Genomic DNA, 21,572 nt, shown 5'->3' on the forward strand with positions numbered 1-21,572 from the left:
AGAGACTGAAATAAATGTGCAGGCTGACGTCATTTTTATTGGCGTCGGCTTCTTTTATTGGGAGGAGAAGGGATGTCTAAGTGGATGGAGAGACCAGGCAGCAAGCTTGTCGTACTCGCAGCGGGAGTTGTGATTCTGTTTATTTGCATGCTTGCGAGCGTATTGTTCGGGCTCCAGCAATTTGGCTTAAAAGATTTGTGGCTCGCCTACAGCCAGTTCGATGGCTCGAATGAGCATCTGATTTTGACCCATACCCGCATGCCCCGAGCGCTTATTGCGGCTGTAGTAGGAGCGAGTCTAGCGGTGGCCGGCGCCATTATGCAGGTGCTGACGCGCAACCCGCTTGCATCGCCGTCGATTTTCGGCATTAATTCCGGTGCGGTGCTGTTTATTGTCGTAGGGCTGGCCTTATTCGGCTCGTCGCTGACGATGAGTCATATGATTGGGCTTGCTTTTACGGGGGCGGCGGTCACGGCCGTGTTCGTCTATGCGCTTGGCATGCAGGGAAGAGGAGGCTTTGAGCCGATTCGGCTCACCTTGGCAGGAGCTTGTGTAGCGGCATTTGCGAGCTCGGTTACCTCTGGCCTTATTTTAATCAATAAGCAGTCGCTCGAATCGGCGTTGTTCTGGATGATCGGCTCCGTGTCAGGGAGAGAGCTGAACCATCTCGTGATGGTACTGCCGTACATAATCGCCGGGCTGCTGCTCGCGTTCCTGCTCTCGGGCTCCTTGAATGTGATGGCACTCGGAGACGAAAATGCGAAGGGACTGGGGCAGCGTCTCATGCTAATCCGCCTTCTATGTACGGCAGCTGTCGTGCTGCTTGCGGGAAGTGCCGTTTCTGCCGCGGGGCCGATTGCTTTCATCGGGCTGGTTATTCCTCATTTATGCCGGGCGCTGGTCGGAAATGATCACCGCTGGCTGCTTCCCTACTGCGCAGTGGCAGGGGCTTTGCTGCTGGTGGCGGCCGATCTGCTGTCCCGATTCGTGCTCCTGCCGAAGGAGGTTCCAGTAGGCGTTGCAACGGCGCTTATTGGCGTGCCGTTCCTGATTCATGTGGCGAGGAGGAAGAAATATGCCTAAGCAGCGCACAGGGAAAAATATTTCAATCCTGCTTACGTTAAGCATCGTGCTCGTTGGTTTAAGTATTTTATGCTTAGCTATGGGGAGCGTCGCTATTCCGGTTAAAGAAGTGCTGCTGTCGCTGCTTGGCCGCAATGCGGAGGACAGCGATTTAATTATTATGCAGTTCCGTTTGCCACGGATCATAGCCGCCTTGCTCATTGGCGCAGCGTTAGCGGTAGCAGGCTCCTTGCTGCAGGGCGTCATTCGCAATTCGCTGGCATCGCCGGATTTGCTTGGCATAACGGGCGGCGCGTCTGTCGCGGTCGTTGGTTTTATGACCTTGTTCACCGGCTACAGCATCCACTTCGTTCCGGTCATTGCGATTTTTGGCGCTTTTGTCGCAGCGGCGCTCAACTACGGCTTGGCCTGGAAAAAAGGCGTCTCCACGCTGCGGCTCGTGCTGATCGGCATTGGCATATCCACGGCGATGAGCGCCCTTACGATGTTTCTGCTCATAAGCGGTCCCGCTTATTTGGCCGCGCAGGTGCTGAACTGGATGACGGGCAGCATTTACGGCACGAACTGGTCGTATATTAAAGCGCTGTGGCCGTGGGTCGTTGTGTTTATTCCATTGGCGCTGCTTTTTGCCAAGGAATTGAATGTGCAGTCGTTAGGCGAGGATGTCGCGCGCGGCTTGGGAAGCCGGCTTCAGCTAAGCCGCTTGCTGCTGCTGTTCTTTAGTGTGGCGCTTGCCGGAGCGGCTGTCGGCATTGCCGGAACGATTTCTTTTATCGGGCTGCTTGCGCCTCATATGGCTAGAAGGGTTGCAGGCCATTCGTATGCAATGATCATCCCGGTGTCTGCGCTGCTGGGCGCGATCGTTTTGCTGCTTGCCGATTTAGCAGGGCGAATGCTGTTTATGCCGCTGGATATTCCCGCTGGTGTGTTTACGGCAGGAGTCGGGGCTCCGTTTTTTATGTATTTGCTGTTTAAACGCAAGGCTGGTGTTTAGGATTGTGAATGATAGCTAATCATTTTGCGGGCGCAGAATCCGCTAATCTAGTAAAGCGTCAAATGCCTCTCTGCTATTACTATAGTGGGCATTTGGCGTTTTTTATATCAGCTTAACCAGCTATTGACAATGCAAGGGTTTTTCTATATCGTTTTAATTGACATCAATGTCAATTAAAAAAAGAGGAGTTCGCAATGTCGCCACGTACAAAGGAACAAAATGAAGAAATTCGCAAGCAGAGGTCGCGAGAAATTTTGCAGGCTGCCATCGTTGTGTATGCGGAGAAAGGTTACGCCGCCTCCGAAATCGGAGAAATTGCTGAACGGGCTGGCTTGGCGCGCGGTCTGGTGTACCATTATTTTAAAAATAAGCAGAACTTGTTTCAAAAGCTTTACACGCACATGATGGACAGGACGGAGCAGTTTACGAAGTCTCATTTCGGGCAAGCGGGTTCAGCATTTGATTTGTTTGAAGGGTACGCTCGAATCGTGTGCAAGCAAGTTTTGGAAGAGCCTGCTGTTTCGCATTTTTATATGCGTATTAGTATGGATGTGTCTTATATATTTCCCGCCGAATCCTTTTCCCCGTTCGAATGGGTGAAAAGCTTCATGCAGCCTATGGAGCAGGCCATTGTGAGGGGCATTAGTGAACAAACCATTCGCTCTGGCAATGCCAGCCTTCTGGCCATGCAGTTTTGGGGTGCGATATCACAGGGAATGAGCTATTTAGAAAAGCGGCAGCAGGAGCTCGTAACGCAAGGGGCTACGCAGTCAGAAGTGCTAAAGCAGCTAGAAATGGTGCTTGAGCAAGTTATTGAATCGGCCTTGGCGGTTATTAAACCAAGCTGATTTTTTTTACTTTTTTCATTGACACTTATGATAGTCTAAAAAGGAGTGGTAAATGAATGGCGTTAGCCGTAATGAGCAAACAGGATTTTGATACCTTAAATGATGAAAGGCTTGGCTGGGCTTGCAGCAAGCACATTCTTCTGCAAATTCGCGGTAAAGATAGGCAGGCAAAAAACGAGGCGATGGCCGGGCTCAATGAGAGCCAGCGGGCGTTATGCATGTTCCGAGTGTTTTACGATCATGCCAAAAACTCGGTCAGCGAATATTATGGATGGGTTTCTCAACTGCTTGCCGAACCGGGCTATTGGTCAGGTGTGACCAGCGGACTGCAATTTTTTGGCGACAGCTCTATGCTGCGCTTGCTTGAGGAGACGAAGGAGATTTTCGAGGAGAGAAGAGTGAGGCTCGGCCTGCAGTGGAGCGATGCGGTTTTGAAAGATTTGGAGCAGGATCATGACCTTATGGCTGCGGCTAGCCGATTATTCTCACATTTAAATGAGATCGCACCGCAGAGCTTAAGGCTCATCCGTACGTACATTCAGGCGAATCCGCAGCAGTTTGTACAATGGGAGAACAGTGAGCTTTAGGCAGCGCTGTGGTGATGGGAAACGGTCAGCAGCTTGTATGGAAAAATAGCGAGGTTTAGGGCCGAAGCTTTCGCCAGTACGCCCAAGCTTTCATATAATCGTCCCAATCATGCGGATGATCGCGTGAGCAGCTTGCGCTTCCCACCAACGGAAAAACTTGATAGGATAATTATAAAGCTCTGATGGTGAGGGCGGCTAGCTTCAGACGGCAGGAGATGAGCGGATATGATTACTTTGCAATGTACGAAAAAGCTTGAAAGCGAGCTTGGGATGATGGATTTTGTGGAAGTGCCGACGGCGGGAGATCGGCTATTTGGCTGGCATGCCCATCTGTTTTTGCTGAATCGCCGGAAATGCGTGTTGATTATGAATAATGAGACCAGATATAATTTTGTGCTGAATGGCTTGAAAAAGCAGGATTTCAAACGGTTCCATGAGCTTGTAATCGAGAGCATCGCTGAAAATTTGCTTGCTGATAAGGCGGACAAGCAGGTGATAGAAAGCTATATGCAAAGTGCTAATTCTTTCCTCTTTACGAAAACCAGTGACCGCAGCATTATTAGTCAAATGAATGAAATGATACAGGTAATAAAGTATATGCAGCAGGATTTCTTGGATGCTGGCGGGGAAATAGATGCTCAAGGGCTGTATAATTTGAACCGTTTCTTAAATAAATTTGTCATGCTGAAATTGCCCTTGGCTTATTCGGGTGAAACGATGCTGGCGGCATTACATAGCCGGTGGCTATAGCTTTTTAATGTGCATTTGCAAGCTGTTGTTTGCTTGCCTGGAACAGAAGACCACTCCCAAAAGGGGTGGTCTTCTGTGCGTAAAAGACGGTAATTTATCTATTTTTATAAATTTTAGTTGGAAATAGAGGGATATGTTGGAAATTGTCGAATCTGTGTTTTAAATCTAGTTCAGGAGGCGCTTTGGTGTATATTGCACATATTCGAGAGAAAGACGGCAAAATTCAAACGGTCAAAGAGCATCTGATCGAAGTAAAGGAAGGCTGTGAGCAGCTTGGAGGCAAGATTGGTGCAAGCCATCTGGCGGGACTAGCTGGTTGGCTTCATGACCTAGGTAAAAATACGACTGCTTTTAAAAATTATATCCAGCTCGCAGTAGCAGCGGCGAATGATGGGGATACGAGGGCGCCGAAAAGAGGCTCTGTCGATCATTCGACCGCAGGCGGCAGACTGGTCTATCGCAGGTACCACAAGAAAAGCACGAAAAATACGGATAAGATGGCGGCAGAATGGATCGCCAACTGCATTATTTCCCATCATCAAGGGCTGCGGGATTTTATTGATCCGGGCAAAACATCGCCATTCTTAAAAAGAGTGGATGAAAAGAAGGAAGCAGACATTGAGCAGGGCTATGAGCAAGCCAATGCGGTTTTCTTCGAGCAGCATACCGAGGCTGAGATGGATGCGTATTTTGCCAATGCAGCAGCCGAGCTTGAACAGCTTATAGCGGTTATGCAGAAATATAAACTGCCGAGAATCACCTGTTCGCTGCTGATCAAGTACATTTTCAGCTGCCTGATTGACGCGGACCGAACCAATTCGCGGCAGTTTGAAGAGGAGGAAGCAGCGGAAGCAGCTGAGGATCATGCTCCATTTTTCAAGAGAAGCTACAAGGCTTTAATGAAAAAGCTGGACGAAATGGACGAAGCGGAGGACGCCGACCATCCGATTAACCGCCTGAGACGGGAAATGTCGCTGCAATGTGATACTTTTGCGCTTCGTCCGTCAGGTATTTACACGCTGTCCATTCCTACAGGGGGCGGGAAGACGCTGGCGAGCCTGCGTTACGCGCTAAAGCATGCGATAGAGACAGGAAAGCAGCGCATTATCTATATCGTGCCGTATACAACGATTATTGAGCAGAATGCGCAGGAGATCCGGGATATTTTGCAGGAACACGATATGATTTTGGAGCATCATTCGAATGTCATTGAGGAGTCTGATCCGCCTGAAAAAGTGGAGGAAGCCGAAGCCTATGATATCCGGCGCAAGAAAATCAAGCTGGCGAAAGATACGTGGGATCGCCCGATTATTTTTACAACGATGGTCCAGTTTCTGAATACGTTTTATGCGAAGGGAACGCGGAATGTACGGAGGCTGCATCAGCTTTCAAATGCGGTCATTATTTTCGACGAGGTGCAGTCGGTACCAATCAAATGTATATCGTTGTTTAATGCGGCGCTGAATTTTTTGCATGCCTTTGGGCGCTCCAGCCTGCTGCTTTGTACGGCGACGCAGCCTGCTCTGGATGGAGTGAAGCATCGCCTGCAATTGAAGGAAGATGCTGAAATGATCGAAAATCTGGATGAAGTAGGTCGGAGCTTTAAGCGGGTGGAGGTTGTGGATCGAACGACTCCGAGCGGCTGGAAGGCGGAGGAACTGGCGGATTTTGTGCTGGACAGGATGGATGAGATCGACAGCACGCTGGTGATATTGAATACGAAGTCGGCTGTGCGCAAGCTGTTCGCTGAGCTGGAGAAGCGTCAGATTTCAGGGGACTGTGATGCAAGGCTGTTTCATCTCAGCACAAATATGTGCGCGGCTCATCGTAAGGACGTGCTTAAAGAGCTAATAAAAGCACTCGCTGCGGAAGAAAAGGAACGGGTCATTTGCGTAAGCACGCAGCTTATTGAAGCAGGCGTCGACATCAGCTTTGAATGTGTTGTTCGCTCCCTTGCTGGTCTTGACTCCATTGCGCAAGCAGCAGGCAGATGCAATCGGCATGGGAAGGACGCGATTCGGAATGTTTATATTATAAAGTCTGCGGATGAGGTACTGACGCATTTGAAGGAGATTAGCATCGGTGCGGAGCAAACGCAGCGCATATTGAACGAGATGAAGGAAAATCTGAAGCTTTATGGGGGAGAGCTGTTATCGAAGGCGGCGATGCAGGCTTATTTTAGCTACTACTATGCCCTGATACAAGATGACATGCAGTATCACATACAGAAGCTGAATCAAAATATTTTCGAGCTGCTGGAACTAAACAAGGGATATGCTGATGGTTACCTAGGAAAGAACGGTAAAGCTCCTGAGCTGACCAGCTTTTCGGCGTTGGCTACGGCGGAGCAATATTTTGAAGTCATTAGCAATGTGGCGCGAACGGTACTCGTTCCTTATAACGAGGAAGCGAGAGAGCTGATTCTTGACTTGAACGGCGATCTGAAGGCAGGTGAGCTTGGCGTGCTGCTGCGTAAGCTTCAGCCGTATGTCGTCAACATTTATGAGCTTGAGTTTAGGAAGCTTGATAAAAATGGTGATATTCAGCCCCTTCTGCATGGCGAGGTGCTGGCTTTAAGTGAAACGGCTTATTCTAAGCAGTTTGGTGTGGAGACAAATGGCGATGGTGAGTTCTCGTCTGCAATTATTTAAAGGAAAGGAGGATATCCATGCGTAATCAAATTGAGTTCGAGGTAAACGGGAAATACGCGTTGTTTACAGATCCATTGACCAAAATCGGTGGAGAGAAATTCAGCTATCAGGTTCCTACTTATCAAGCGCTAAAAGGGATTGTGGAATCGATTTACTGGAAGCCTACAATCATTTGGTACATCGACAGGGTTCGTATTATGAACGTCATTCAGACGGAGTCCAAGGGAATTCGCCCCATTGAATATAACGGCGGCAATACGCTTGCCTATTATACCTATTTGAAGAATGTGAAGTATCAGGTTCGCGCCTATTTTGAATTTAATCCTTATCGGGAAAATCTAGTCTATGATCGCAACGAACATAAGCATCATAATATCGCTAAACGATCGGTTCAGGCAGGAGGGCGCAGGGATATTTTTCTCGGGACGCGTGAATGTCAGGGGTATGTAGAGCCTTGCGAATTTGGAATAGGAGAAGGCTTTTATGATAAGGTGCCGGAAATAGACTTTGGCCATATGGTGCATGGCATTAGTTATCCAGATGAAACGGGAAGACTTGAACGCGAGACTAGGCTTTGGAGAGCCAAGATGGAGCATGGCATCATCAAATTCATTCGTCCAGAAGATTGCCTTCTGACTAGGAAAACCGGGGAAGGTGTCGCAAAAGCATTTGGCCCTGAAAATATGGAGTCTGTCGACCAACTGCATGAGCAAATATTTGCAGAGGGGGAGAATGCATGAGCTGGCTCGCGAATTTGAGCAATACCTATGATAACCATACGGATGCTATAGGGAATTTTGAGAAAAAAAGAAATGGCCGTGAATATGCGCTCATCCCGATTTCACATACGACACAAAGTGCGCATATCGAGGTGATTTTGAACGGGAAGGGCGAATTTCTAAGAGCGAAGGTGATTGAGAAGGAAGAAGGAAGCACGATCATTCCATGCACCGAGGCTGCGGCGAGCCGGACAAGTGCGCCTGTTCCCTATCCTTTGTTCGATAAGCTTATGTATGTCGCTGGTGACTATGAGCAATTCGTTGGCGAGGTGAAGAAGTATACGCCTTATACAGATTATTTGGAGCAGCTGCGTGCATGGTGTACATCGGATTATTCCCATCGCAAGGTGGAAAGTGTCTATCAATATTTGCAGAAAGGCACGCTGATAGCGGATTTAGTAGAGTATCAGGTGCTATGGACAGACATGCAAGGCAAGCTGCTGGAAAAATGGGTGCAGGCGGAAGGCGAGGAGAGCAAGGAGAAGCCAGCTATTTTCAAAGTGATTGCCTCCGATCAAAGCTCGGCTTTTGTGCGATTCGCCGTACAAATTACGGGTGACAACGAGCCAAGGCTGTGGCGGGATCGGGAGGTTCAGCAGTCTTTCATTGATTTTTATAATGGGCAGCTTGCTGAGACGGACTTATGCTATGTGACAGCCAAGCAGCTCCCTTATGCGGACAAGCATGCTTCGCGTATTCGTAACTCTGGTGATAAAACGAAGCTGATTTCAGCCAATGACTCAAGCGGCTTCACGTTTCGTGGCCGGTTTCGGACGAGTCGGGATGCGGCCTCCGTCAGCTACGAGGTTTCGCAGAAGGCGCATAACGCACTAAAATGGCTGATTGATCGGCAATCCTTCACTCTCGACGGCAAAGTGTTTCTCGTATGGGGACCAGATCGGCTTGAAGTAATCGACCCGGCGGGGGATTTGTTCGACTATCTGGAGGATGAGGAAAGCGATGGATCGCCTAACGGGAATGTGGCACATAGGGATCATGCGCTAGAAGTAAGAAAGGCGCTTAGCGGCTTCCGTTACGACGGCGAATATAAATCGAATGTCATTATTATGACGCTTGATGCGGCAACTCCAGGACGGCTGTCCATCGTGTATTACCGCGATATGAACCGTGAGCTGTTCATGGACCAATTGCAGCTATGGCATGAATCTTGTTTTTGGCGTCATAGGTACCGTAAGAACGAAGCGAACCAATATAAAGTTTTTACAGGTGCGCCAGCGACAAAGGATATTGCTTTCGCCGCTTACGGGCCGCGAGCAAGCGACAAGGTGGTGAAGGGGCTGCTGGAGCGAATGCTGCCTTGTATCGTGGATGCACGTCCGATTCCGATGGACATTGTTCGCAGCGCAATAAGCCGCGCCTCTAATCCTGTAGGGATGGAGCCATGGGAATGGGAGAAGACGCTGAGCATCACCTGTGCGCTCGTTAATAAATCAAATAAGAAGGGGGTCTTCCAAGTGAGCCTAGATAAACAATTGGATGATCGAAATTATCTGTTTGGCAGAATGCTCGCGATTGCCGATGTGCTGGAGAGACGGGCATTAGGAAGAGAAGAGAAACGGGCAACGAATGCAGTCCGCTATATGAATGCTTTTGCTCAGCGTCCAGGACGTACATGGACGATTATTCAATCCAATCTACAGCCTTATCAGGCGCGGATGGGAACGGATGCGAGATATTACAACAGTTTGCTCGATGAGGTGGGAGCGATGCTGAAGCCTGAGGAGTTTACGGATGCTCCGCTTAGCGGGCTGTATCTGCTTGGTTTTTACAGCCAGCGTCACGACCTGTATACGAGCAAAAAAGATAAAGGCGACACAACGCAGGGGCAAGATAGCGAGCAAGGCAGCGATCAGGACGATACAGAGGAATAGCAGGGTCTAGCAATCTACGAGTTTACTAATAAATATACAGGGAGAGATTTAAATGAGCGTACTTGACCATAAAATTGATTTTGCCGTTATTTTATCCGTCCGAAATGCCAATCCGAATGGCGATCCATTGAATGGCAATCGTCCAAGACAAACATATGAAGGGAATGGCGAGATTTCTGATGTGTGCCTAAAGCGCAAAATACGTAACAGGCTGCAGGACATGGGTGAATCGATTCTCGTACAGTCGGATGAGCGCCGTGACGACGGGCATCGTAGCATTAAAGACCGTGTAGATGCGAATGCGGATATTCAGGAGTATGCCAAGGGTAAAAAACAAAACAATGAGCTTTACGCGCAGGCAGCCTGCAAGGCATGGATTGATGTGCGGAGCTTCGGGCAGGTGTTTGCTTTTAGCGGTACCGATGTTTCTGTTGGTATTCGTGGCCCAGTATCTATTCATACTGCTGTCAGCGTTGAGCCAATCTCTATTTCCAGCATGCAAATTACGAAAAGCGTCAATTCGGTGACGGGCAAGGACCCGAACAAGAAGGGTTCGGACACTATGGGGATGAAGCATAGAGTGGATTTTGGCGTCTACGTCATCTACGGCAGCATCAATACACAATTGGCGGAGAAAACGGGCTTCACTAAGGACGATGCGGAGAAGATTAGACAAGCACTTATTTCTCTTTTTGAAAATGACACCTCATCCGCGCGCCCGGACGGCAGTATGGAAGTTCATAATCTTTTCTGGTGGAAGCACCAGTCCAAGCTTGGACAATACTCCTCAGCGAAGGTACATCGCTCCTTGGAAATTCAACTGAAAGAAGGAGTAGTCGAAGGAAAGTCGATCGACGACTATACTTGGACGATTCAGCCGCTTGAGGGCTTGGAGCCTCAAAGATATGTGGGACAATAACGAAGAAGATTTTTTAATGCTTTCTGGCATTCAGCATTTCAACTTTTGCCGGAGGCAATGGGCGCTTATCCATATTGAGCAGCAATGGGAAGAGAATGTACGTACCGTTGAAGGTGCGCATTTGCACCGCAAAGCCGACCAGCCGATGCTGCGGGAGAAGCGTGGGGACAAGCTGATTGTCCGCGCGCTTCCCGTACAATCACGGAGGCTGGGTATTTCCGGCATATGCGATGTAGTTGAGTTCGTTCGAGATAGCTCAGGTGTTCCACTGGCGGGAGAGGAAGGCTTATACCTTCCGTACCCCGTGGAATACAAACGCGGCAAGCCGAAGCGGAATGATTCCGACCGCTCGCAACTAGTAGCCCAGCTCATTTGTCTGGAAGAGATGCTAATGTGCGAGCTGTCAATGGGCTATCTCTATTATGATGAAATCAAGCATCGGGTTGAGGTGCCGGTCACTGAAGGCGACAAAGAGAGGGTCAAGCAAAGTCTGGACGAGATGCGCCACTACTATGAGCGGAACCATACGCCGAAGGCGAAGACGGGGCCGCATTGTCAGAGCTGCTCTTTGAATATCGTTTGTTTGCCGGAAATGCTGGAGCGAAAACCCGTTTCAAGCTTTATCGAAAGCAGGTTATACGAATGAAAAAGCTGCTGAACACGCTGTTTGTGACGATGCCAGATACGTATTTATCACTCGATGGCGAAAATATTGTTATTAAGCGTGACGACGAAATTGCCGGACGCTATCCGCTGCATAATTTAGAGGGAGTCTGTACCTTCGGTTATGCGGGAGTCAGCCCAGCTCTTATGGGGAAATGCGCAGAAAATAACATCGGACTGACCTTTATGACCCGCAATGGGCGTTTTTTGGCACGGATAGTCGGTGAGAATAAAGGAAATGTTGTACTTCGCAAAGAGCAGTATCGCATTTCCGATGATGAGCGCCGAAGCGCTATTTTTGCCAGAAATATGATTTTGGGCAAAGTTTATAACAGCAAGTGGGTGGTTGAGCGTGCCTTGCGGGATCATGCTCTTCGTTTGGATACCGAGCGAATGAAGCAGGTCAGTGCTTCGCTATCGGAATCTATGAAGCTTATTCGTGGCGTGGAGCAGCTGGATATTTTGCGTGGATTGGAAGGAACGGCTGCTGTGCAATACAACTCGGTGTTTGACCAGTTGATTTTGCAGCAAAAGGAGCAGTTCTTTTTCCATGGGCGAAATAAGCGTCCTCCGCTGGATAATGTCAATGCGTTGCTTTCTTTTACTTACTCGCTGCTTGCAAAAGATGTGACAGCCGCGCTGGAGTCCGTGGGACTGGATGCTTACGTCGGCTTTCTGCATCGGGACCGTCCGGGGCGAGCCTCGCTTGCGCTGGATATGATGGAGGAACTGCGGAGCGTATATGCTGACCGAATGGTGCTCTACCTGATCAACAAGAAGGTCGTTAACGGCAGCGGCTTCGTGAAAAAAGAAAATGGAGCCGTCATCATGGACGATGACACGAGGAAAACGGTGCTCAAGGCGTGGCAGGAACGCAAGCAAGAGAAGATTATGCATCCCTATTTGAACGAAAAGATAGCCTGGGGGCTCGTTCCTTACGCTCAGGCCCTATTGCTTGCGAGGCATATTCGTGGTGATTTGGACGAATATCCGCCATTTTTCTGGAAGTAGGTGATCATATGCTCGTATTAATTACGTATGATGTGAGTACATCAAGCAAGGAAGGGCGTAGAAGGCTCTCCCGAGTGGCAAAAACCTGTCTAAATTACGGTCAAAGGGTGCAAAACTCCGTATTTGAATGCATTGTAGATGCGACTAAGTTTCGCCAACTGAAGTATGAATTGGAGGAGCTAATCGATAAGCAGACGGACAGCCTGCGCTTCTACAATTTGGGTGATAATCACAAAAGCAAGGTTGAGCACATTGGTGCAAAAGAAGCTTATGATATGGAAGCACCGCTTATTCTATAAGTGAAAAAATTTTTGCGGATTCATGGTGCGAATGTGAAGCTCACATAAAAACCCTAGGGGATTCGCACCTCAGAAATTGTAGAAAATTGTCGAATATGAGTCACTTCAAGAAAAGTCAAGGTTTGACTCAGATTTTTTTGGTATTATATTTATTGAAAAATGGGGTGATTGATGCCATGATGGGATCAATCACTTGTATTTTCGCTGTCGCACTCCGTACGGAGTGCGTGGATTGAAACCACGATTGCGAAAATCGCTAATTTGGCTGATTTTGTCGCACTCCGTACGGAGTGCGTGGATTGAAACTCCATTGCTCCGTCAAAATCCTAATCTGGTTGGCCCGTCGCACTCCGTACGGAGTGCGTGGATTGAAACACCGATCCGTCAGCCGATGAGCATATCCATTAAGGTCGCACTCCGTACGGAGTGCGTGGATTGAAACTGGGAGGGCTATACACCAATGATCGAATGGAAAAAAGTCGCACTCCGTACGGAGTGCGTGGATTGAAACATAATACTCAACCTCTTTTACCAGGCTGATTATTGGTCGCACTCCGTACGGAGTGCGTGGATTGAAACAATGGCTTGGCTTTAATACGGTATGGCGGCTTGTCGTCGCACTCCGTACGGAGTGCGTGGATTGAAACCGAAGTGCTGGTCCCGGTGGATTGGTCCAGCCCGTCGCACTCCGTACGGAGTGCGTGGATTGAAACTCAACGAAGGCTGTTATGGCCTCTTTTAACGCGTCCGTCGCACTCCGTACGGAGTGCGTGGATTGAAACAAATACCCGCTTAACGTCCCAATCAAGGATTGGCGTCGCACTCCGTACGGAGTGCGTGGATTGAAACACCAATTCTTACGATGGCTGGAGCACCCAATATAAGTCGCACTCCGTACGGAGTGCGTGGATTGAAACTTCAAACAAACCTAAGTGAGCAAAAAATTCTGCGGTCGCACTCCGTACGGAGTGCGTGGATTGAAACCTTTGAGGATTTGATCACGCATTGAAAGTTTGCCGTCGCACTCCGTACGGAGTACGTGGATTGAAACAGGCTGCCATCATCAGGCGAGGTTGACCCAGTTACCGTCGCACTCCGTACGGAGTGCGTGGATTGAAACGGAAGAACCAGCCGAGAAATGTATGCCGGGCGTAGGTCGCACTCCGTACGGAGTGCGTGGATTGAAACGACAGCGGTAAAGCGGGCGACAGCGCGGAGCAGGCGCGTCGCACTCCGTATGGAGTGCGTGGATTGAAACGCGAATGGATAATCCGCAGCCAACCGGAGCAGCCGTCGCACTCCATACGGAGTGCGTGGATTGAAACTCCCTAAAGGTTAATCCGCGAACTGACGTTCTATGTCGCACTCTGTATGGAGTGCATGGATTAAAATTTTGAATTAGAGGTAGATGCGACCTTTCAAAAAAAGTCGCACTCCGTATTGTAGAAGAACAGTAAGTGTCACGGACTCAAGGTAAGATTAAAAATCAACTTAAGAGGTCATATGAAATACGCAGGACCTCGAGTAGCACAGCCTAATTTTTAGCAGTAAGACAGCGGAAAATTTCATGATAGCACGGGCCTAACGCTAGAATTTAGCGTTAGGCTTTTTTTGTTTTCAAGCTCCTTTTAGCTGGTGTTTGGAGATAGGCATAAGCAAATTTACTTATAAAAACAGTTAAATCTTTGTTATAAAACACAAAATTACAATAAAATATTGCTGTATTAGTTCCTACTATTTTGAATTGAAATTACTAGAATTGTATTAACTTTCCTGTATCAGGCGCCGATAATGATAGAAATAAAATATAGTAAACATATACAAATTACCATCTGAGAGGGAGAAACAAACGAATGGGTGACCAAGTGCTGAATTATGGAGATATTCGAATGACCTCTTATGAGCTTGTCCGTCTGCATGAACTGGAAGTCGTCAAAAGCGTCAATGACCATGCTTATTTAAGGTTTTCAGGCGTGATTCATGAAGAGAAGAAGGATAGCTATGTCAATCAGACTACGGCCCAGACACCGGTGAAGGTGCTGCTGAAGGACAAGGAAACGGGAAAGGACGAGGTGCTGTTCAGCGGCTTTGTGCTTGATGTGGAGGTTAAGGCGGTTCGCGGCATTTATTACATCGAGGTAAAAGCGGTCTCTTATACGTATTTGCTGGACGTGAAGCGGAATAAACGCTCTTTTCAAAACCCGAAGCTAACTTATAGCGGACTGGTGGACGCCGTCATTTCTCATTATTCCAAAGCGGATTGTATAGATGCAGCCAGCCAAGGCAAAGCGATTCAAACGATTGTGATGCAGTATGAGGAGACAGATTGGCAGTTTCTGAAGCGTATCGCTTCACGGTTTTATACGGTGCTTGTTGCTGCGGCTGAAATGAGCGCGCCATGCTTCTTTCTGGGACTGCCAGAGGGTCAGGACAAGGGCAAGCTTGTGGCCAAGCATTATACCGCGAAAAAACGGGTTTCGGAGTATCAATATGCAGTAGAAAATGATGTGCCCGGCATTGATGATCAGGACTACACCGTGTATGAGGTAGAAAGCGAACGGCTGCTGGTGCCCGGCAACGAGGTGCTTTTCAAAGCCAGAAAGCTTGTTGTAGGGCGTGCAGTATCCTGTATGAAAAATAGTATTCTCACCCACACCTATCAGCTGTTCCCGAGGAAAGGCCTTCGGCAAAAGAAGGAATACAATCAAGCGATCATTGGCGCTTCCATTCAAGCGACGGTCGTCAAAATTAATAAGGATACGGTTCGCGCCAAGCTGGATATGGACGATCAGGAGGACCCGAATACGGATTATTGGTTCCCCTATTCCACGATTTATGCATCCGAGGGCAACACCGGCTGGTACTGCATGCCGGAAGAGAACGACAACATTCGCATTTATTTTCCCAGCAGCAAGGAAGAAGAAGGCTATGCAATCAGCTCGGTCAAACGGGGAGCGACCTCTGATGCCAAGTCATCAAGCGGTTCATCAGGTTCAATAGGTTCAATAGGTTCAGCAGGAGCAAGTGGATCAACAGGGACAGCGGCAGCTTCACGGGCTGTTGCACCAGCTGCCTCCGCTTCTGGCGGGGCCAAGGACGATGGCTCGGATTGGATGTCCAATTCGGATCGCAAAAGCTTTCGCACGAAGTACGGAAAAGAAATTGTGTTGGAGCCGCATCAGATCGTCATTCAGGCAGGCGGCATGTCGATCGTCATCAGCGATGCGCAGGGTATCCAAATTACGAGCGATCAAAACATTAGCATAAATGCAGGCGGCAGCATGATGATGAAGGCTAAAAACATTCAGCTGTCAGCGGGCAAAATCGAGCTGAGCGGCAAAGCGAATACGATTACGCTGGGCGACAGCCTCGTCAAGGTTGACGGCGAAGAAATCAAAATGAATTAGAAGGGCGCATATGGCGATGATTAAACAGCAGGTGATCCAGCATTTTACCGAGCATCATGGCATGCCGGCGTTTGAACATCAGATTGCAGAGCTGGAGCATTATTTTTTGCAAAATAAAGCAGGGCTGGTGGACGGTTTGATCGCTTCCTTCCGTCAGATGTGCGGACATCTGCATAATCTTCAGCAGAATGGGCGGAAGGGGCCGATTGCATTTATTCACTATTCGATGCTTCGCACCTCCGTTTTGGATCAGTCGTTCACTTACAAGATGGAAGGCTACTCGGAAAAATGGTACGGCGACCCGGAGCCTTTCTTTCATGCTTATGATGCAGGCTGGCTGTATAGAGATATCCCTATCATCCGGCAGGTGCTGGACAGGGCGCGCAAAACGTATATGAATCAGATTAGGACAGGTGAAGTAGAGCGGATGGTACTCAGGCAGCTTGAGGTGCTTCATCCTTTTGTTGTCGCCATTGCGCGTATGGCTATGCCGCTAGCCATTCAGCTGCCTGAATATAAGGTACTCATAAAGGCGCCTGTGCTGCGTGTGAGAGTCGGCGAATATATGGATTTCAGCGAGGATGTTTATGTGGAGCATCAGGAGCCGCGCGATGAGCGGGATATTCGAAATCGTCTGGAACAAGACCAGGGGCAAGGGCATAGACAGGGGCAAGGGCAAGGCGGCATTCAGCCTTATGACAGCTTGCGGGGGCTGGATTTGAAGGGCGTAAAGTGTAAAGCAGCTGATTTGCGATATGTGGATTTCAGTGATAGCGAGCTGACCGATAGCGGGTTTCAGAGCTGTGCCCTTATTGGCTCGAGATGGCAGGCTTGCTCCGCCGCAGGGGCGGATTTTCGGCACTCCTTACTAACGGATGCCGACTTTCGGCATGCCGATTTGCGCGGAGCCCTCTTCGAGCATTGCAGCGGGCAGCCGTTTAAAGAGGGGCTTCACCGCTTCCCTGGACTGCTTGGCGTACAGTTTGATGGTGCGAATTTGGCAGGGGCGAGCTTTGTTGGCGCAAGGCTGGGGCGGTCGAGCTTTGAAGGCGCCAATCTGGAGTTGGCTGTTTTTTCTGCGAAAGATCAGCAGCTTTTCCCGCTATCTGAGCAGCAAAGGAAGGTCATTCAATGGGTATAAGCGGGTGCAGGCGCAGTTGGAAGGGGGAGCGCAATGAGTGAGTATTTTATTTTAAAGGAAGATCAGCAGCTGGATGGTACCTTTAAGCCGCCTAGATTTGACAATGGCAAGCCTTTTGCACAGCTGCCTGCGATTTCCGTAGTGGATGTGGCGGCTCAAGGAGATGTCGAGGTGCTGGACTGGCTGGAGCGACCAATCCGCATGGTATCTGACAAAATAAAAACGATCGCCATTAAATATAACGCCCGGATTGCTTTCAAAAGAGTGTATTTCATGAACCGGGAGCAGCAGTTCCAGCCGCTTTATTGGGCTATGCAGGTTCCGCCCATCGACGCGCTATCGGTTCAAAGCAGCTTTCATCCAGATCAGACGATAAAGCGGCTGGTGCTCGCGCGGAGCAAAATAGCAGGCCATCATATGTTTACCCTTGCGGGAGTGAGAGAGCCTTATCTCGTCCTCAGCTTGGCGGCGGCGGAGAGCTTGCTGCGCCGGGAGGCGACGGGGGTTACGCTTAACCGGGTCGAGGTAGATGAGGAGGGGCCGCATGAAGCGTTATATGGATGAACAAATATTGGATACGTGGATCAGGAAGCCTCATGCAGATACAGCGGACCGCGAGCCGCAATGGGTAGTTGAAGGCGAAGGGAGCTTTATCAGAATAGACGGACAACCATATCGCATGCAGGAGCTGTGGCTGCTGGATGGGCGCGTAAGCTTAATGCTGCCTTCCTCGCTATCGGCAATGCAAGAGTCGGGATCACTCAAAGCGCAAGTGGAGGCCAAGCAGCAGCGAAAGCATGAGCAGTGGTCATTTACCGATGAGACGAAGAGCATTGTATGTACGCTCAGTTGGTTAAAGCATGAGCTGCAGCGGCCTTACCTCGAGGGATTTGCACAAGCGATGGTCGTGAAAATCAAGCAAATGCGCCCAGAGCTGCTGCTAACGGGCGGCGGCATGCTTAAGCCGGAGGCACATGAAATCGCCTTCTACGAATGCCTTCTTCCAGAAGGGGAGAAGTCCGTTTATCAGGTTGTAGGGATGACCGTGATTGGCGGGAGAGTGCTGATGAGCAGCTTTCAATTCCCGCTGCGTGAGGTAGAGCTGTGGCAGCAGCTGGCCCATGCAGCTATTTCTACACTTAAGCTGGCGGAATCATTCTAAATTGCTGAGGAAAATGCGAGGAGGGGTAGGAGATGTTTTTTACGATGCTGCTGCAAGCGCTGATGAGCGGCATGCTGGAGGGCGAGCATTTTTATGTCGTCAGAGGGGCCGTATTAAAATGCAGCGAAGGTTCTGATCCGGGCGTGCTTAATTTGCCGACCTCCCATGGCGTCTATATCAAAGACCAGCCTGTTCTGCATGTAATGGATGCCGTTCCGATCGACAACATCAGCCATTTTGGCTTTTGCAAAAAAACGGGCGGTGTCTGCGAGCCATTGACCTGCGGGCCATGGACAGATGGCAAGAAGGATGTGCTCATTGACGAGCAGCCTGCACTGCTTAGTCAATCACAATTAATGTGCTCCACAGGAGGCACCATTACGATCGATCAGGATGGGCAGCTGTAGCCATTAAAGGGCGCTGAGGGGGATGATGATGAAGGCAAAGGAAGTGGAGGAAACGGCGGCAGATTACAAGGATCTGCGCTTCGTATGGCCCTATGGCAAGCTGCAACTAGAGCAGCTGGAAATCATTCATGCATTTGGGGAGCACGGCAAATTAATTGTAACGGGTACCGTAGCAGAGGAAAAGGAAGATGAAATTATCACCCATGCTTCGGCAAATGATCATATCGGGGTGTACCGGGTACTCAAGGATGGCAGGAAGCAGCCGCTTTTTCTCGGACAGCTGCATCATGTCGAACTGCATGCTGCAAGGGATGGGGTTCGTGTGCAGCTTGAAGTCTTGTCCCATACCTATGATTTTGATACGCGCAGGAAGAAACGTTCTTTCCAAAGCACAGATTGTACATATAATGGGATTGTATGGTCTATTGTACGCGAGTATGGGCGTGGAGACGTTATTGATACGGTGTTTGGGAAGAAAAAGACGGGCAAATTTATCATGCAATATGAAGAGACGGATTGGGAATTTCTGAGGCGCTTGGCATCTCATGTCGGGGCGGAGCTGGTACCGGATATTGCGGCGCATAAACAGCAGTTCTGGATCGGCATTCCGGATGGCAAGGCTCCAATTGAGCTGGAAGGCCATCCCTATGAGATTAAGCGGGAATTAGCGCCTTATTTGGAATGGGAAATGAACCATGAGTCTGGCGGGCTAGAGCAGCATTATACATCGTATCGGTTTGAGTGGGGGAGGCTGCTCCAGCTTGGCGATGAGGTGAAGCACGGCCATGTCACCTATTTCATTACGAAGCGGCATGGATGTCTGAAGCAGGGGCTGCTTCAGTGGAGCTATGAGTGTGCGCTGCCAGAGGGCTTGAAGAAGCGGAAGCTGCATAATCTGGCGATCATTGGGGCTTCTATCAATGGCAGCATCATCGACGTGGAGCGCAACCAGGTGAAGCTGCATCTGGAGATGGATAGCAAGCAGGAAGCGGGAGAAGCGCAGTGGTTCCCGTATTCAGCAGAAGGGAATCAGGTGCTGTACATGCTGCCGGAGAAGGGGGCGGCGGTTAAGCTCTATTTTCCAAGCGCAGACGAGGATGAGGCGATTGTGACCCACGCGGTGCGGATGAAAGCGGAAGGGGCGCAGGCGGAGAAAAGCCACAAGACGATGGCCGATCCGGGCGTCAAGTCATTCGGCAATCCGCAGGGCAAGGCCTTCAGCCTGGGGGACAGCGAGCTGCATATGACCGCGCAAGAGGGAGCGCTGTTCATTTCACTGAACAAGTATACGGGTGTGACGCTGAACAGCTCGACGGCTGTACAGATTCAAGCTGCTGGCTCTCTAAGTCTGAGCGGCGGTTCCATTGAAGTAAGCGGTGAAGAAAGTCTATACATTCAGACCGCAACAGAGTCAATCGACTTAGGGGAAGAAGTGAATGTAAAGGGAAGCGAGATTGAGCTAAAGGCAAGTGTGACGCAAACGTATGAGCGAATATTAAGCCCCTTCGAGCAGCAGGTGCAAGAAAAGGGAATCCAGCGAGTGGCGACTGAGCGGATGAAGGAAAACCAAAAGGCGCAGGGGGAAGGTGAAAAAAAAGCGCTGAAGAATGCAGCGTTGGAGCTTTGGGATTTGGTAGTAGATGCAGCGGATATTCTCATTGACTCGGATACCGTATACGAGTGGGTGAGCGGCAAGGAGGCAGCACCGTTAGAGGAACGTAATGATCTAATGAAAGGATATTTACAGGCAGTAAATTACACACTGGAAACGGTAACGCTGCAGAAATCGGGAGAAGAAATCTGGGGCGATCTATCTTCCACTGCCACAAGCTTTGTACAGCCGATAGCGGACATGCCTACTTCTAATCCAATCATGTTTAATCCAGCCTTTAAGTTAGTCCCGACAAGCATGGCGATGAACCCAACCGAATGGCTCTTTCAAACGAAAGAAGAGAGCGAGGAAAGCGGTCAGAAAACGGTGGAAGGCTACATGCGCATTGTGGATACGGCAACTGTTGTTTATGGTGCAGCGGGAGCGACGAAGTCCCTTGCTAAAGGGGTAGGCAAAGGCGCTAAGAACGGGCATGCGGATGGAGGAGATGGCCCGGAGGGGAAGAAGGAGAAAGATGGTGAAGGGAAGCCGCTTCTCACAAATCAAATGGATGAAGCAGCCGCGGCCGCATCGAAGGACGGCAAGCTGAAAACGAACGCGTCAACGCTTGAAAAGCTATTGGATGAGCTGGAAAAGGAAGGTATACTGGTAGAAAAACTGCGTAATGCTGTGCTGGATATGCTGCCTTTCCGCGTAGTTGTGAGGCAAACGCCAGATGGTTCAATGTTCTGGCAGATGATGAACAAGACGGAATATAGACAGATGACGCGGATGGATGGCGATGGTGGCGGTAAGCATGGTTCTGAGGGGACGGGTAAACCGAAATCAGAAACGGAAACTAAACAAAAGGAAAGAGAAGAATACGAAAGGAAGGAAAGAGAGGACCGAGAAAAAGAAGAATCAGATACTGAGGGGACAGGTAAACTAAGCGTTACAGAACCCACACTTCCTCCAGGGGGGGAACCTAAAGGCAAGTATGAAAAGCCGGACCCTAATGATCCTCGGCCGAAAGAACTACAAAATGAAGCAGCAAATCTTTTAGCTAGCAAAGGCTATGACATTGAGATGCTACCTGATACAAAGGGTGGAAACGGTTATGGAATAAAAAAAACATCGAGTCCAGACTTTTTAATAGATGGCAAAGCATTTGATTGCTATTCACCCAAAGCTAATACACCTGTAAGGAATATTTGGGATACTGTAAAAGGAAAAACTGAGAAACAAGCAAGTCGAATTGTTATTAATTTGGATGATTTTTTAGGATCAGTTGATGATGTAGCTAAGCAATTTAAAGAATATAAGATAGACACACTAGAAGAATTACTAATAATTAAAAATGGGAAAGTAATCAGACTTTATCCATAGAA

The 21,572-nt window shown here is 49.2% G+C and carries 18 protein-coding genes and 1 CRISPR repeat array; all 18 genes read left to right on the forward strand.

What is annotated here, in order from left to right:
* The first annotated feature begins 72 nt into the window (after window positions 1-72).
* Window positions 73-1,083, forward strand: coding sequence for a FecCD family ABC transporter permease (locus AC50X8_RS13700; protein WP_494859114.1), 1,011 nt, complete (start codon window positions 73-75; stop codon window positions 1,081-1,083).
* Window positions 1,076-2,077, forward strand: coding sequence for a FecCD family ABC transporter permease (locus AC50X8_RS13705; RefSeq protein ID WP_494880090.1), 1,002 nt, complete (start codon window positions 1,076-1,078; stop codon window positions 2,075-2,077). The genes AC50X8_RS13700 and AC50X8_RS13705 overlap by 8 nt, the downstream gene beginning before the upstream one ends.
* A gap of 194 nt (window positions 2,078-2,271) precedes the next feature.
* A complete protein-coding gene (locus AC50X8_RS13710) occupies window positions 2,272-2,925 on the forward strand; it encodes a TetR/AcrR family transcriptional regulator (RefSeq protein WP_494880091.1) in 654 nt (217 codons plus the stop codon).
* A gap of 56 nt (window positions 2,926-2,981) precedes the next feature.
* Window positions 2,982-3,512, forward strand: a complete 531-nt coding sequence (locus AC50X8_RS13715; protein ID WP_494880092.1) for a hypothetical protein — start codon at window positions 2,982-2,984, stop codon at window positions 3,510-3,512.
* A gap of 225 nt (window positions 3,513-3,737) precedes the next feature.
* Window positions 3,738-4,262 carry a DUF6933 domain-containing protein gene (locus AC50X8_RS13720; protein ID WP_494880093.1) on the forward strand — a complete coding sequence of 175 codons (525 nt, stop codon included), beginning with the start codon at window positions 3,738-3,740 and terminating at the stop codon, window positions 4,260-4,262.
* 185 nt (window positions 4,263-4,447) lie between these two features.
* Window positions 4,448-6,913 carry a CRISPR-associated helicase Cas3' gene (gene cas3, locus AC50X8_RS13725; RefSeq protein ID WP_494880094.1) on the forward strand — a complete coding sequence of 822 codons (2,466 nt, stop codon included), beginning with the start codon at window positions 4,448-4,450 and terminating at the stop codon, window positions 6,911-6,913.
* Window positions 6,914-6,930: 17 nt separating this feature from the next.
* A complete protein-coding gene (cas5c, locus tag AC50X8_RS13730; RefSeq protein WP_494880095.1) occupies window positions 6,931-7,653 on the forward strand; it encodes a type I-C CRISPR-associated protein Cas5c in 723 nt (240 codons plus the stop codon).
* A complete protein-coding gene (gene cas8c / locus AC50X8_RS13735) occupies window positions 7,650-9,584 on the forward strand; it encodes a type I-C CRISPR-associated protein Cas8c/Csd1 (RefSeq protein ID WP_494880096.1) in 1,935 nt (644 codons plus the stop codon). Before cas5c ends, cas8c begins: the two co-directional genes overlap by 4 nt.
* Before the next feature lie 52 nt (window positions 9,585-9,636).
* Entirely contained in the window at window positions 9,637-10,503 is an 867-nt protein-coding gene (gene cas7c, locus AC50X8_RS13740) for a type I-C CRISPR-associated protein Cas7/Csd2 (protein WP_056034664.1), read from the forward strand.
* The gene (gene cas4 / locus AC50X8_RS13745; RefSeq protein ID WP_494880097.1) at window positions 10,490-11,149 is read left to right on the forward strand and encodes a CRISPR-associated protein Cas4; all 660 of its coding nucleotides are present in this window, start codon (window positions 10,490-10,492) and stop codon (window positions 11,147-11,149) included. Before cas7c ends, cas4 begins: the two co-directional genes overlap by 14 nt.
* Entirely contained in the window at window positions 11,146-12,177 is a 1,032-nt protein-coding gene (gene cas1c, locus AC50X8_RS13750; protein ID WP_494880098.1) for a type I-C CRISPR-associated endonuclease Cas1c, read from the forward strand. The genes cas4 and cas1c overlap by 4 nt, the downstream gene beginning before the upstream one ends.
* An 8-nt stretch (window positions 12,178-12,185) precedes the next feature.
* The gene (gene cas2 / locus AC50X8_RS13755; protein ID WP_056034675.1) at window positions 12,186-12,476 is read left to right on the forward strand and encodes a CRISPR-associated endonuclease Cas2; all 291 of its coding nucleotides are present in this window, start codon (window positions 12,186-12,188) and stop codon (window positions 12,474-12,476) included.
* Window positions 12,477-12,682: 206 nt separating this feature from the next.
* A CRISPR array of direct repeats spans window positions 12,683-13,868; the repeat unit is 33 nt; unit sequence GTCGCACTCCGTACGGAGTGCGTGGATTGAAAC.
* Window positions 13,869-14,329: 461 nt separating this feature from the next.
* On the forward strand, window positions 14,330-15,883 hold the full coding sequence (locus AC50X8_RS13760) for a hypothetical protein (RefSeq protein WP_494880099.1): 1,554 nt from the start codon (window positions 14,330-14,332) through the stop codon (window positions 15,881-15,883).
* Between the two features lie 10 nt (window positions 15,884-15,893).
* Window positions 15,894-17,024, forward strand: a complete 1,131-nt coding sequence (locus tag AC50X8_RS13765; protein ID WP_494880100.1) for a pentapeptide repeat-containing protein — start codon at window positions 15,894-15,896, stop codon at window positions 17,022-17,024.
* Between the two features lie 33 nt (window positions 17,025-17,057).
* Window positions 17,058-17,588: an imm11 family protein gene (locus AC50X8_RS13770; protein WP_494880101.1), complete on the forward strand. Its 531-nt coding sequence runs from the start codon at window positions 17,058-17,060 to the stop codon at window positions 17,586-17,588.
* On the forward strand, window positions 17,569-18,186 hold the full coding sequence (locus AC50X8_RS13775) for a hypothetical protein (RefSeq protein ID WP_494880102.1): 618 nt from the start codon (window positions 17,569-17,571) through the stop codon (window positions 18,184-18,186). Before AC50X8_RS13770 ends, AC50X8_RS13775 begins: the two co-directional genes overlap by 20 nt.
* A gap of 32 nt (window positions 18,187-18,218) precedes the next feature.
* Window positions 18,219-18,593 (forward strand): DUF4280 domain-containing protein, encoded by a 375-nt coding sequence (locus tag AC50X8_RS13780; RefSeq protein WP_494880103.1) that lies wholly within the window; start codon window positions 18,219-18,221, stop codon window positions 18,591-18,593.
* Window positions 18,594-18,621: 28 nt separating this feature from the next.
* The gene (locus tag AC50X8_RS13785) at window positions 18,622-21,570 is read left to right on the forward strand and encodes a CdiA C-terminal domain-containing protein (protein ID WP_494880104.1); all 2,949 of its coding nucleotides are present in this window, start codon (window positions 18,622-18,624) and stop codon (window positions 21,568-21,570) included.
* Window positions 21,571-21,572 lie beyond the last annotated feature (2 nt).

The organism is Paenibacillus sp. JT22N15, assembly GCF_059383755.1.